11 protein-coding genes and 1 pseudogene are annotated in these 12,103 nt (G+C 65.4%); 4 read left to right on the forward strand and 8 right to left on the reverse strand.

Annotation, left to right across the window (positions count from 1 at the left end):
- Positions 1–17: 17 nt before the first annotated feature.
- Genes Q0964_RS16960 through Q0964_RS16970 form a run of 3 tightly spaced genes read right to left on the reverse strand, consistent with a single transcriptional unit; the run spans position 18 to position 1,780 of the window.
- Positions 18–500 (reverse strand): double winged helix-containing putative transcriptional regulator, encoded by a 483-nt coding sequence (locus Q0964_RS16960; protein ID WP_299270021.1) that lies wholly within the window; start codon positions 498–500, stop codon positions 18–20.
- Positions 500–1,432 carry a methenyltetrahydromethanopterin cyclohydrolase gene (gene mch, locus Q0964_RS16965; RefSeq protein ID WP_299270024.1) on the reverse strand — a complete coding sequence of 311 codons (933 nt, stop codon included), beginning with the start codon at positions 1,430–1,432 and terminating at the stop codon, positions 500–502. Before mch ends, Q0964_RS16960 begins: the two co-directional genes overlap by 1 nt.
- Positions 1,433–1,456: 24 nt before the next feature.
- The gene (locus tag Q0964_RS16970; RefSeq protein WP_299270027.1) at positions 1,457–1,780 is read right to left on the reverse strand and encodes a thiamine-binding protein; all 324 of its coding nucleotides are present in this window, start codon (positions 1,778–1,780) and stop codon (positions 1,457–1,459) included.
- Between the two features lie 105 nt (positions 1,781–1,885).
- Here Q0964_RS16970 and Q0964_RS16975 point away from each other — a divergent pair, with 105 nt between their 5' ends.
- Both Q0964_RS16975 and Q0964_RS16980 read left to right on the forward strand, forming a co-directional pair.
- A complete protein-coding gene (locus Q0964_RS16975; RefSeq protein ID WP_299270030.1) occupies positions 1,886–2,809 on the forward strand; it encodes a hypothetical protein in 924 nt (307 codons plus the stop codon).
- Positions 2,810–2,856: 47 nt separating this feature from the next.
- The gene (locus Q0964_RS16980; RefSeq protein ID WP_299270032.1) at positions 2,857–3,744 is read left to right on the forward strand and encodes an alpha/beta fold hydrolase; all 888 of its coding nucleotides are present in this window, start codon (positions 2,857–2,859) and stop codon (positions 3,742–3,744) included.
- Positions 3,745–3,822: 78 nt separating this feature from the next.
- Here the strand turns inward: Q0964_RS16980 and Q0964_RS16985 are convergent.
- Positions 3,823–5,150, reverse strand: a pseudogene (locus tag Q0964_RS16985) (RNA-guided endonuclease InsQ/TnpB family protein).
- Between the two features lie 337 nt (positions 5,151–5,487).
- On the opposite strand from Q0964_RS16985, the gene Q0964_RS16990 reads away from it, so the two are divergent.
- Positions 5,488–6,363 carry a homoserine kinase gene (locus Q0964_RS16990; protein WP_299270035.1) on the forward strand — a complete coding sequence of 292 codons (876 nt, stop codon included), beginning with the start codon at positions 5,488–5,490 and terminating at the stop codon, positions 6,361–6,363.
- Between the two features lie 11 nt (positions 6,364–6,374).
- Here the strand turns inward: Q0964_RS16990 and Q0964_RS16995 are convergent, their stop codons facing one another.
- The 4 genes from Q0964_RS16995 to pdxS all read right to left on the reverse strand — a co-directional run bounded on the left by Q0964_RS16995 (position 6,375) and on the right by pdxS (position 11,237).
- Entirely contained in the window at positions 6,375–8,375 is a 2,001-nt protein-coding gene (locus tag Q0964_RS16995; RefSeq protein ID WP_299270037.1) for a DUF6114 domain-containing protein, read from the reverse strand.
- A gap of 159 nt (positions 8,376–8,534) precedes the next feature.
- Entirely contained in the window at positions 8,535–9,752 is a 1,218-nt protein-coding gene (locus Q0964_RS17000) for a mechanosensitive ion channel family protein (RefSeq protein ID WP_299270040.1), read from the reverse strand.
- A gap of 63 nt (positions 9,753–9,815) precedes the next feature.
- Entirely contained in the window at positions 9,816–10,322 is a 507-nt protein-coding gene (locus Q0964_RS17005) for a thiol-disulfide oxidoreductase DCC family protein (protein WP_299270042.1), read from the reverse strand.
- 6 nt (positions 10,323–10,328) lie between these two features.
- Positions 10,329–11,237 (reverse strand): pyridoxal 5'-phosphate synthase lyase subunit PdxS, encoded by a 909-nt coding sequence (pdxS, locus tag Q0964_RS17010; protein WP_299270044.1) that lies wholly within the window; start codon positions 11,235–11,237, stop codon positions 10,329–10,331.
- A 111-nt stretch (positions 11,238–11,348) separates the two neighbouring features.
- On the opposite strand from pdxS, the gene Q0964_RS17015 reads away from it, so the two are divergent.
- The coding region (locus Q0964_RS17015; RefSeq protein WP_299270046.1) for a DUF1405 domain-containing protein at positions 11,349–12,103 on the forward strand (755 nt) is incomplete at its 3' end.

Raw genomic sequence — 12,103 nt, forward strand, 5'->3', positions numbered from 1 at the left:
GCTCCGGGCCCACGCGTTCAGGCCGGTCGGTACTCGTCGTCGGTCCGCACGACGTGTCCGAACACGACGCTCCAGTCGAGCAGGCGGCGTGTCCGGTCGGTCCAGACCGCTTCCCAGTCGGCGTGGCGGTTACGCTCCCAGTTCGGCACTGCCGTGTGAATCGCGTCGAAGGCCGTCCCGGTCGACAGCGGACTCTCGGTTGTTTCGACCGTATCGAGCAGTTCCGCGACACCGAACACTCGCTCGGTGAACGCGTTTGCGACTGCCGGGTCCGTGTGCTCACGGCGTCGTCGCTCGTACCCTCGGTCGGTTCGGGTCGCCAGGCGCAGGGCTCGACAGAACGTGAGCCAAGTCTCGGCGTCCGCACGGGACTCGACCACAGTCCGATTCCGAATGCGCGCACAGCAGTCGTCGACGGAGCCGGGGACCAGCGGGATCGCTCCGTGAACGGCGGCCAGCAGGTCCGAGTCCACCGGCCCAGGAGCGGTCTTGAACCGCATCAGAGGCCGAAGCTCTCGGCCAGCAGGTCGTGGTTCGGCTCGCCCAGCACGTGTGTTGGACCGTCGACCACGTCGACGGTGACCTGCGCGGGTGCAAAAACCGACTCGGGCACGTCGTAGAAGTCCCAGTCGGCCTCGGCGAAGATTTCGGCGAACGGCCGGTCGTACTCCGCGGTCGCGCTAGAGGGAACCTCCTCGAAGCGGTCGAACTCGCGGTCAACGATCAGGTGGGCGCGACCACCGTAAGCCAGTGCGTCGTTGGTGCGGGCGATAGCGGTCTCCTCGCTGTCGCCGACGGGCGCGACGGGAGCGGTAGCAGACACCGAGAGGACGTCGAGCGGGTCGTATCCCAGTTCCGTGAGACGGAAGACGGCGAGTTCGGCGGCGCGAGCGGCCATCGAGACGCTACCCGTGATGCTCGCACTCGAAAAAGCGGGCAGAAAGACCCCGCTCTCGGGGACGCCCGCGACCTCGGCGACGTGGTCGGCGACCGACTCGTCGGGAACCTGCTCGCCCTCGACGGACAGCACGGCGAAGTCGAACTCGTCGCGGTAGCCGACCCGCTGGAAGACGTCCTCCTCTGCGACCAGTGCGCGGGCCGGTCCCCCACCTAGTCCCTCGAAGTCCTCGAGCGAGAGTTCCCAGCCGGCCTTCTGTCCGCATAACAGCGCCAGCGCCGGGTGGTCGGTCGACAGTTCGACGTGTGTCAGGGGGGCGTCCGCGACCGTATCGACGGTCGTTCCGACGGTCGAGAGGCCGGCCGTAGCGATCTCGGTCAGCAGCAGGCCGGCCTCCAGGCCGCCCGGGATATCCACCCCGAAATCCAGTACCGTCGCCTCGTTGTCGAGACGGGTGACGGCGACGTTCAGTTCGTCGGCGAAGTCGATTGCCTCGTCGACGAGATCCGTCGCCATGCGGTTCAGGCTCTCCATACCCTCGCTTCGGTGCGGCCCCCTTTAGACGTCCGGGTCCCCGCCGTTACGAGCCGGTCTGCCCAGCGCCGCCTCGACATCCGCGACCTTCTCGCTGGCCGGCTCCTCACGGGTCCGCTTGTCGTCGATTTTCAGCACCGTACTCACCCGGTCGGCGTCGACGGCCTCGTGAGCGGCCTGTGCAGCCGCGAACAACTCCTCGGTTCCGCCGGCCTCGATGGTCGTACCCATCGGCGTCGTCTCGTAGGCCACGTCGAACTCGTCGAGCGCGTCGACGGCCTTCGCGACCTCGCTCGCCATACTCCCTTCGATGACCGGGGCGACACTCAGAAATCCGATAACTGTCATGTGAACGCGTCCGGGCGCCCTGGACAAAAATCCGAGTGTGGACTGACAACACATGCCAGACGGACGGGAAAGCACTATTTCGGTCGCGTGTCTGTGTCCGCTGATATGGGACGAGAGTTTTCGCGACGACGTGCGTTACGATTGGGCGCAGCGACCGCGAGCGTCGGGGCCGTCGGCGGTGTCGCTGGTTGTAGCGCCATTCCGTTTCTCGGCGGGAGCGGGAAGACGCTCCCGTACAACGACGCGCTGTTCGCGCCGGGTGACGTGTCGGGGACCGACGAGGGGTACCTGTTCACATACAGTGATTACAACCTCCTGCGGGAGAACGAGGACAGTCTCGAAAACGGCACCGCCACGTACGAGGATGACGTGGGTTCATTCCCGTTCGCCGACATGGGCGTCGACTTCGACAGCACGGACGCCAGCCTGGAGATCCTCGCCGTCGGGGGACACGCCACCGGGAGTTTCGACGGCGGCGACGCGGGGTCGTCGCTGTCGGACAGCGGGTTCAGCGAGGACGGTGGTTATGATGACTACACCCTGTACTCGGACGAGGAACGGACCGTGGGTGTCACAGACGGTGCGGTGGTGTACGCGACCGCCCAGGAGGCCGAGGGGTACGACCGACGGAGCGCCATCGAGACCATCGTCGACACGAAATCCGGGGACGGGAACCGGTACGTCGACAGTAGCGACGACTACTCGACGCTAGACGAACACGTCTACGACGACGCGGTGATCGCCATCGGCGGCACGGGCGAGTTTATTCGATTCTTCGCCGGCAGTATCGAAAACGTCGTCGGCTGGGCCATCAGCGGTCGAATCGAGGGCGGCGACCAGGAGATAATGAGCGCACACCTCTTCAGGAGCGAGAGCGACGTGAACGTCGACGAGGTGGAACAGTGGGCGCGTGACAGCGACTTCTCCGTCGACGCGACGGACCGCTCGGCGTCCCAGGACGGCCGTGTCGTGACCGTCAGCGGGACCGGCCAGGCCCTGGGCGGCTCCGGCACGACTGGGGGACAGTAACCGGTCCGTCCGGTGTCGGTAAGTGTCCGGCCTGCGACCGACCGGGTATGACCGACGACGAGCGGACCGTCGAGGCGAACGGACTCGACTTCGTGGTGCGCGAGCACGGTGACGGCGACCGACTGGCGCTCTGTCTCCACGGCTTCCCCGACGACGCGGGGTCGATGGACCCGCTTGCGAAGCGACTCGCCGACGCCGGCTTTACCGCCGTCGCGCCGTACCTGCGCGGCTACGGGCCGACCGGTGAGGCACCGGATTCGGACTACAGCGCCCGCGCGCTGGGAGCCGACGCGGTCGCGCTGGCCGACAGACTGGTCGAGACCGACGGGTACGACGACGCGGTCCTCGTGGGCCACGACTGGGGCGCGGTGGCAGGCTACAGCGCGGCCCGAATCGACCCCGACCGGTTCTCGAAACTGGTGACGATGGCCGTGCCACCGCGATTCGGCGCGGAAATCTGGACCCACCCCCGGCAGTTCCTGCGGAGCTGGTACGTCTGGTTCTTCCAGTTGCCCGGCCTCGCCGAGCGGACGCTCCGGCGCGAAGACTTCGCCATGATCGAGCTCCTGTGGAACCTCTGGAGCCCGGACTGGGACTACGCTGACGAGCGGATCGAATCGGTCAAACAGACCTTCCGGACCGGCGACACTGCCGACGCGTCGCTGCAGTACTACCGCCAGTTCGTCAACCCGCTGGCGTCGGATCTACTGCGGAACGGGCGGCCCGACCCCGACGATGCCTCACCGATCGACGTCCCCGGGCTGGTGATTGCCGGAGCCGACGACGGCTGTATCGGGCCAGAGTTGTTCGAGAACGCGGCAGGGGCGTTCGACGCCGACGCCCGTGTCGTCCGGATTCGGGACGCCGGACACTTCCTGCACCAGGAGCGGCCGGACGTGGTGGCTGACGAACTCATCCAGTTCTGTAGTTTGTAAACTACCCTACCCTACTTCGCTCGGGGGCAATCGCCCCGCTCGCTCGTTGCGGGTAGGGCTTTCGCGTGGACTCCCGTTCTACGCCGCATCAACGGCGGGAAGGTCGTACTCTCCACTCACGTTCAACGTCCCGCGATTCAAGCACACGTCTACAGGTGCGCCTCCGTCGTCTGCGTTTTGCCGACGTTGACGAGACGCTTCGCGTCTCGTTCGCACATCAGAAATCGAAGATTTCTGAGGACGCCGGAGATACTGAAGGCCGATGTTCTTGGCGGCGTTGTAGTCGGCGTGGTTCTGGTAGCCGCAATCCAGACACTCGAAGTCCTCGCCGTGGCGGTTGTCGTCGTGGGTAAACCCACAGGTCGAACACCGCTTTGACGTGTTCCGTGGGTCCACTTGGACGGCTTCGACGCCCTGCTCGCTGGCTTTGGAGGCGACGTACTCGTAGAGGCGACGGAACGCCCACAGATGGTGCCACGACGCCTGTGGCACGTTCTCACGAATGTCTGTCAAGTCCTCGAACACGATATGCGAACAGTCGTGTTCGACGGCTTCGGCCACAATCTCGTTGGCGACACGATGCAGGAATATTTCGAAGCGTCCGTCCTCTTTCCGCTCGACGCCTGCTATCGCGTCGTGTGCCGCCCGTGTCCCACACTGCTGAAGGTCGCCACGCCGTTGTTCGTACTCTCGCTTCCAGTGGTTAAACTCGTCTGCCGACCAGAACCGTCCGGTCGAAGCGACCGCGAGTTGGTTCACACCGAGGTCCACACCGAGGACTGTTCTGTGCCCGGTGGTGGTGTCGGTGTCGTCGCCCTCTTTGAGCATCGACGCATGGAGATACCAGTCGCCGTCACGTCGATGGAGTGTCGCCCGCCGAAACTCGTAGTCCTCGTTGGCGACGTACTTCGTCGGCGGTTCGTCGGCGGTACGTCGGGAAGAATGTAGTCGCACTCGATGCGCCCGTCCGGTGTTGACAGCGAAACGTGGTCACGGTGGAACGTGGCGCTTCGCTTGTCGTAGATAGCGGTATCTGCCGAGAACGTCGGACGGGACGTATCTTGGTCGTTTTTGAGTCGTTCGACGCCGCTCTTGATGGCTTCGACGGCCTGATGAATCCCTTTCTGGACGAGATTCGCGGTCAACTCCGTGTCCTCGCGTAGCTGGTCGTACAGTGCATCCTCGGCCTTCGCCTTCGATGTGACGTGGTAGCCGTCGTCGTCACCAGAAACGCGGCGCGTTTCTGGTTGGCAACCAGATTCCTCCGGAATTTGGTGACGCCCGTGCCAGCACCACTCGCTCGCGGTGTTGGAACAGTATTTGAATTGCTCGATAGTCTCCCGCAGGTGTGTATCCGCGCCTTCGGGCGTGTCGAGCTTGATAACGGCGGTTCGACGGTACTCCACGATATATTCATATGTCTGCCTGTAGTTATTTACTAATTGGGAGTTAGCAGGCAACAGGTTGGCGGCTGGTTGATACCGGGTCGGCTTCTGCTCACGGCTTTGCCGTTCGCACGGCCCGCGGAACTTCGTTCCGCGCTGTCCTCCCCACCCTACTCGCTCGTGCTTCCGCCGGGGCCGGAAGCCCGGCGTCGTCCGAAAGTCTCCGATTTTCGGGATCACGAGAATCTTCGATTCTCGGACGACTACGTGAGGGTGGGGCCTCCGCCTCGAATTAGGTGACACGGCGAAAAACCCGGAGTCCGCTACCTTTTTGCCGGCCCTGACGGAATCCACGTGCATGCTCACCGTCCGGGCGCCGGCCACGAGCGCGAATCTCGGGAGCGGTTTCGACGTGTTCGGAGTCGCCTTGGACCGCCCGGCGGACGTGGTTCGCGTCGAGAAGGCCGACGAGACCAGCATCGAGGTCACCGGCGTCGGCAGCCAGTACATTCCCGAAGACCCAGACAAAAACACCGTCGGGGCCGTCGCCGAGGCGCTCGATGCCCCTGCTCGCATCGTGATCGACAAAGGGGTGCGCCCGGCCTCGGGGCTGGGGTCGTCGGCCGCCAGCGCCGCCGCGGCCGCAGTCGGCTTGAACGAACTGTACGACCGCGATTACACCCGCGAGGAACTGGTCCCGGTCGCCGCCAAAGGGGAGGCCGTCGTCTCCGGCGACGCGCACGACGACAACGTGGCACCGTCGATCATGGGCGGATTCACCATCGCCACCAACGACGGCGTGAGAAAAGTCGACGCCGACATCCCGCTGGTGGCCTGCCTCCCGGATATCGTCGTCTCGACGCGTGACGCACGCCGAGTCGTCCCCGAGTCGGCCCGGGTCGAGCAGTTGGTCGAGACGGTCGGCTGGGCCGCAACGCTGACGACCGGGATGCACCGCGACGACCCGACCCTCGTCGGCGAGGGAATGAACGACACCGTCGTCACCCCCGCTCGCGCCGGGTTGATCGACGGGTACAGTCAGGTCCGGGACGCCGCCTTCGACGCGGGTGCGACCGGTGTCACGATAAGCGGTGCTGGTCCGACCGTGATCGCCGCCTGTGAGGAGCGGAACCGACGGGCCGTCGGGACGGCCATGATCGACGAGTTCAGTTCGGTCGGCGTCGAGGCCCGCGTCTACCAGACCGAGATCGGTGACGGCGCGACGCTATTCTGAGAGAGGGTGTGTCACCAGCGCTGCCGTTCGCTCTCGTTGATCCAGCGGAAGCGCTCCTCGCCGGTAGTGGCTTCCGTCTCCTCCAGGCCGGGTTCCTGCCAGGCGACACAGAGACTACCGCCGACGATGCCGACCAGCATCCCGATGACGAGGCCGCCGAACGCGCCGATCAGCGAAAAGATCGACATGGCGATGCCGGTGACGCCGATCAGCGTCGAGAGCTGTGGTTTCACGATGGCGAACACACCACAGGCGACGACCATGGCCGCGAAGACGATGCCAAGCGCCGAGTATGACGGCCCCTGCGTCGCGGATATCATCTGGAGCCGGATCGGGATGGCGGCGATGATCATCCCGCCGAGTACCAGCAGCGTTCCCCCGGCAAAGGGGCGTCGGGACCGCCACCGGGCGAACGCGCCGGGCCGTGCGCCCGTTCGCTCCTCGTCCTCAGCGGCCCGCTCATCGCCGCCCAGGGAGGGACGGCCGACGTTCACGTCGCCCAGAATCATGCCGTAACCGGTCCCGAGGGTCTGGCCGTAGAGAACGAAGGCGACGACGATCAGCGGCCCGGTCGCGGGGAGGACGCCGAGCAGCGAGCCGCCAAAGAAGGCGATACCGGCGAGGAGGCCGAAGCCGAGCCCCAGACTCCCGGCGGTGACCGCGAGAGCAGCCCGCGTCAACAGCGGCACCAGCAGCTTCTGCGTGAGCGTCGAGCGCCGCGAGAACATGATGACCGTGTTCGTGAAGTCGTTGACCGTCCGTGAGACGTAGGCGACGAAGGCCAGCCCCAGCACGACCGACATAGCCATCCACACCCCGAAGCCGGTAGAGGCACCGGTCGCACCGAGGGTCGCCGCCAGGGCCGAAAACAGGTCCAGGCCGACAGCGAGGGCGACGAAGGCACCGCTAAGCAGGCCAGCACCGAGGGAGGCGACGACACCGGCACGAACCGCCTCGTCGGGAACGAACGCGGATGCGTCGACTTTCTCCATCACCAGGCCGTACCCGTTGCCGAGAACCTGCCCGTAGACAGCGAGCGAAACCAGTCCCGCGAGGCCGAGAGTCGGGCCGACACCGGCCGCGCCCAGCGCGAGAACAGCCACGCCGAGGGTGGTCCCGTAAACCAGTCCCATACTGCCGGCGGTGAAAGTGAGCGCCCCGCGCGTCAACAGCGGCACGAGCAGGCTCCGCGTGAGCGCCGAGCGCCGCGAGAACATGATGACCGTGTTCGTGAAGTCGTTGATCGTCCGCGAGAGGACGACCGCAAACAACAGGCCGAACACGACGCCGGCAACGACGAACAGCCCGGCCCCGAGTGCCGGGGACTGGCTCCCGACCAGCGCCGCGATTTCGGCGAGCGCCGACGACCCGTCCAGCAGGGAGAGGACGCCGACGCCGGCGACGCAACCCCCGACAGCGCCCACGACCGCCGCATTCTGTTCGTCCGCGGTCGCGGCCGGCCTAAACCAGTGGGCCTCGAGCAGGATGCCGTAGACGGCGCCCATCACCTGCCCGTACAACAGGTACGCGAAGATCACCGAGAAGTCGGCCAGCGGCGGGATGCCCGCGTTGTACCCGATGAGCGGCAACACGAGCGGCACGACGTAGCCGAAAAAGCCGTATGCGAGAATGTGGCCGTAGAGCAGTCCGAATCCCCCAGCGGTGACCCCGAGTGCCGAGCGCTCCAGGAGCGGCACCAGAATCCGCTGGAGAGCTCCGATGTTCCGGGACATCATGATGATCGTATTCGTGAAGTTGTGAACGGTCCGCGAGAGGAAGACGCCGAAGCCCAGCGCGAACGCAACACAGGTCCCGGTCCAGACCAGCCACCCGGTGGCGAGCCCACTGCCACCGACCAGCCAGGCGAAGTACTCGAACCCCTGGGTCAGGCTACCGTCAGGCCCAGGCAGGTACTGAATCACCAGCCCCGCCGGAATCGCAGCGATTAGTGCGCCGATCACCGCTGCAACCTGCTCGTCCCGCCCGAACTTCGAGGTGAGTTTCGTGCTCATAGTCCGATATGCCCCGCAACCCCCCAGGTTTCGCGGCTCACTGAGCTGTCTATTTCGTAGTAGCTATAAAAATTATTTGCACGTTTTGACCGGCAATTTAAGATGTCGCGGGAGAGCGAGCGGGTCGTCCGTTCGGCGAGGGAGCTAGTGGCCGACAGGTCAGTCCCGGGAACGGTCGGGTTCGGCGCCGTCTGCCCGGGCCGTCTCGGCCTGCCGGTCGTCGGACCGGCGTCTACCGGTTTGGGTCCGTCCGGAGAGCGTTCGTTGGGGGAAGGGAATCTCGATGCCCTTTCGCTCGAAGGCCGTCTTGACTCGCTGGACGACCTCGGCCTGGGCGCGCCAGCGTTTGGGCGGTGTCGGCTGTTCGATCCAGAACCGCATCTCGAGGACGACCGCCGAGTCACCGAACTCGCGGGGGAAGACGTTCGGTTCCGGCGTCTCTTCGACGTGATCGACGGTCTCGATGGCCTCGGTCGCGACCGCGGCGGCGGTCGCCGGGTCTGCGTCGTAGTCGATGCCCACGTCGACGCGCAGACGGAGGCGGCCCTTCTGACTCCGGTTGGTGATTGCCCGGTCGGCAACCCTGTCGTTCGGGATGACCACGAACTCCCCGTCGAAGTTCTCGAGTCGCGTATTGACGATGGTGATGTCGGTGACGACGCCCTCTTTGTCACCGACCTCGACCCAGTCGCCGATCTCGAACGGCCGGGAGAGCATCAACACGAACCCCGCTATCAGCGAACCCAGCGTCTGCCGGGCTGCCAGTCCGACGACGATTCCGAGAAACCCTGCCCCGACCAGCAGCCCACCGAGGTCGACGCCCCAGAAGCCAAGTAGGACGAACCCGGCGACGACGAGCAGCCCGATCTGTCCGACCCGGGTGACGATCTGCTCCTGGTGGGCGGTCATCCGGTCGGCCTCCACACCGAATGCGGACACCGCGTTTTCGAGCAGCCCCATCCCGACGTAGGCACCCACGACCAGCAGGCCAGTGAACACCCAGGCGAGTGCGTCGGCCAGCGAGAACTGCACGAGCGTGTACGACTGCTGGATGAACCACTGCTGGTTCCAGATCGTCAGGAGTGTCACGGCTGTGACGAGACAGATGCCGAGCTGCAGGGACCGGAGGACGAGGGTCATCGGCGTCGTCACCGGGAATCGGTCGTTCACCTGGCGAACGAAGTCGTCGATGGCGCCGCCGAAGTACCGCCTGGCGACGAGCCGTCTGGACTGCCGGAGCAAGAGCGGCGCGACCAGCGCGGCGAGCGCGGTGGCTGTGAGCGCCAAGACGGCACTGGCGAGGAGTCGCTCCTCTGTCGACGACAGGTGGCCCAGGACGGACCCGAACTGGGCGACAGGCGGGAAACGCGCGAACACTACGTTCGGCTTACGCGGACCGAGAGAAAAAAGCCGCGTGTGTCTCGCGAGTCAGATACCTGGTCAGCCCAGCGAGCGTTCGACGAACCGCCGGCGGAGTTCCTCGTCGGGGACGGGACACTCCTCTTTTTTGCCGAACACCTGGTACCGGTGGTCGCCGACGAAGTCGTAGACCCTGTTTCTGAGTCCCTCGGGGACGGCGACGAGCGCGTACAGCAGTGGGAGCGGGCCGTCGAGTTCCCGACAGACCCTGAGCGCGGCCTCGGATTTCGTGTAGTAGTCGTCACCGTCTATGAGGACGATAGACTCGAAGTAGTCGGCCTCCAGCCCGTACCGGGTCAGCAGCTCCCGACCGATCGGCGACTGAAGTGGCGCAAAGCGGAACCGTCCGGCGTCGTCGAAGTTGACGAGCAGCCTGATCGAGCGGTTACAGAGGTTACAGACGCCGTCGAACAGGAGAACCGGTCGCTGTATCTCGTCAGCGATGGCAGCCGGGTCCGGGGTGTCGTCCCCGTGGCTGGCCGTGTCGCCGTCGTTCGCGGCTCCTGCTCGGTCGGCGTCGTCACTCATAGCAGGTTAGACGCCCCGACCCTGCAGTTTCTCTTCTTCGGGCAGGTCGGCGTTGGCGTCACCTTTCATACCCGAACCGATGTTCGAGGAGATTTCGGCCAGCCGCTCGGGGTCGTCCCAGTTGTTGACTGCCTCGACGATAGCGGTACCCATCGCCACGGGGTCCTCCGCGCCGAAGACACCGGAGCCGACGAAGATACCGTCACAGCCGTGATGCATCATGAGCGCGGCGTCGGCAGGCGTCGCGATGCCACCGGCCGCGAAGTTGACCACGGGAAGCCGGCCCATCTCAGCGGTCTCGTGGACCAGGTCGATGGGGGCCTCGTGTTCGCGTGCCCACTTCTCGCGTTCCTCGTGGCTCATTCCGTCGAGTTCCCGGATGGAGCTCTTGATGTTGCGCTGGTGGTGAACCGCCTGGTTCACGTCGCCCGTTCCGGCCTCGCCTTTTGTCCGGATCATGGCCGCGCCCTCGTTGATTCGCCGGAGCGCCTCCTGCAGGTTGCGCGCACCACAGACGAACGGCGTGGTAAACTCGCGTTTGTCGATGTGGTAGCGGTCGTCGGCCGGCGTGAGGACCTCCGACTCGTCGATCATGTCGACACCGGTCGCCTCGAGAATCTGGGCTTCCTTGGTGTGTCCGATGCGGGACTTGCCCATCGCCGGAATCGACACCTCGTCGATAATCTCCTCGGCATCGACGGGGTCGGCCATGCGGGCCACGCCACCGCGTTTGCGGATGTCGGCCGGCACGGCTTCCAGTGACATGACCGCCACAGCGCCTACATCCTCGGCGATACGAGCCTGTTCGCGGTTGATGACGTCCATGATGACGCCACCTTTCTGCATCTTCGCGAATCCGCGCTTGACCAGTTCGGTCCCCCGACGGAGTTCTTCGAGATCAGTCGCCTCTGACATAGCGCGTGCTATGACTTTCACGCACTTAACACGTGTCCTTTCGTGGAGAACGGGACTACTATACCGGCGGCCTCCGGTACCGTTTTGCCGTCGTCGGTCGTCCGGCTTCACATGTCCGTCGTCACCAGGCTGGGTCGCCGGTTGGAGGGCGTCATCGCCCGCTACTTCGACGCCGACCTGCCCGAGCGCGAGGCCCTGCCGCGGTACGTCGCGCCCCTGCCCGCGTGGATGGAGGACGCCGCCCTGCGGTTGGCCTGGCCCATCGCCGTCGTCAACCTGCTCGGAACGGCGTTTGGATTCTGGTACTACGGCATCCAGCCGTTCTCGGCCCCCGTCATCGACGTGCAGTTCGCCATGACCGCTCCCGAGATGTGGCTGTTCGTCCCCGACAGTCCCGTCGCGACGGGCTTCATCGGTCTCTCGCTGATCGCGTGGCGGCTCGACTGGCAGGCCGAGTGGATCCACGTGCTCGCCTTTTTTGGCTGTATCAAACTGGGCCTGTGGACTCCTTACGTCCAGCTCGTCGTGAACGGCCTGGGCGGCCTGAACCCGCTGATGTATCACTTCCTGATCTGGAGTCACGCGCTGATGGCCGTCGAAGCCTTCCTCATCTACCGTTACAGCCGCTTTCCGATCTGGGCCATCGCCGTCGCCGCGTTCTGGTACACGCTCAACGACGTGGTCGATTACTTCGTTCCTCTCGTCGGCGACCCCCATCACACCCTCCTGCGCGCGGAGCAGACCGTCGTCGGCTTCGACCACTCGCTGGCCGCTCACGACCAGGCCGCCGCAGGCGCGGTGGTGCTGACGATTGCGGCTGTCTTCCTCGCAACCGCGACGCGGGCGAAGAAGGCGGAACTCGGGAA

Origin of the sequence: Halorientalis sp. (assembly GCF_028275115.1) — an archaeon.
Classification (GTDB): Archaea; Halobacteriota; Halobacteria; order Halobacteriales; family Haloarculaceae; genus Halorientalis.

Excerpts from the sequence above, each read along its gene's own strand:
- Q0964_RS16960 (WP_299270021.1), bottom strand. The coding sequence starts at position 500 with ATGCGGTTCAAGACCGCTCCTGGGCCGGTGGACTCGGACCTGCTGGCC.
- mch (WP_299270024.1), bottom strand. The coding sequence starts at position 1,432 with ATGGAGAGCCTGAACCGCATGGCGACGGATCTCGTCGACGAGGCAATC.
- Q0964_RS16970 (WP_299270027.1), bottom strand. The coding sequence starts at position 1,780 with ATGACAGTTATCGGATTTCTGAGTGTCGCCCCGGTCATCGAAGGGAGT.
- Q0964_RS16975 (WP_299270030.1), top strand. The coding sequence starts at position 1,886 with ATGGGACGAGAGTTTTCGCGACGACGTGCGTTACGATTGGGCGCAGCG.
- Q0964_RS16980 (WP_299270032.1), top strand. The coding sequence starts at position 2,857 with ATGACCGACGACGAGCGGACCGTCGAGGCGAACGGACTCGACTTCGTG.
- Q0964_RS16990 (WP_299270035.1), top strand. The coding sequence starts at position 5,488 with ATGCTCACCGTCCGGGCGCCGGCCACGAGCGCGAATCTCGGGAGCGGT.
- Q0964_RS16995 (WP_299270037.1), bottom strand. The coding sequence starts at position 8,375 with ATGAGCACGAAACTCACCTCGAAGTTCGGGCGGGACGAGCAGGTTGCA.
- Q0964_RS17005 (WP_299270042.1), bottom strand. The coding sequence starts at position 10,322 with ATGAGTGACGACGCCGACCGAGCAGGAGCCGCGAACGACGGCGACACG.
- pdxS (WP_299270044.1), bottom strand. The coding sequence starts at position 11,237 with ATGTCAGAGGCGACTGATCTCGAAGAACTCCGTCGGGGGACCGAACTG.